Source organism: Paraburkholderia sp. SIMBA_054 (assembly GCF_046534875.1).
Lineage (GTDB): Bacteria > Pseudomonadota > Gammaproteobacteria > Burkholderiales > Burkholderiaceae > Paraburkholderia > Paraburkholderia hospita.
Map to the genome: position 1 here is coordinate 1 of NZ_JAWRXV010000420.1, position 334 is coordinate 334.

The window sequence follows — 334 nt, forward strand, 5'->3', positions numbered from 1 at the left end:
CTGATCGGCGTGTATGAATTCATCCGCAAGAACGAACTGATCATCGCGTATCACGTGAAGGCGCATGGCACCATTTCGCTGTCGCCCGAACTGCTCGAATACCGGCTCGTGGAACCGGCGAATCTGCGTCCCTGGCGCGCGGGCACCGGTCAGGCGCGCGGCGAATGGATGCGGCGGCGCGGTCTGCCGTTCGAATTCGTCGACAAGCCGGGACAGTAAGTGCGTTTGCCGCGTTCGCCGAGTTCGCCGCAAGCAGGTCGCGCAGCGGCGTCGACGAACGGCACTACGGCACCAATGGCACCAATGGCACCAATGGCACCAATGGCACCAATGG

Annotated in this window: 1 pseudogene; it reads left to right on the forward strand. The window is 62.9% G+C overall.

Annotation, left to right across the window (positions count from 1 at the left end):
* Positions 1-219: pseudogene (locus tag SB822_RS55740) on the forward strand (ADP-ribose pyrophosphatase); the annotation flags it as partial.
* Positions 220-334 lie beyond the last annotated feature (115 nt).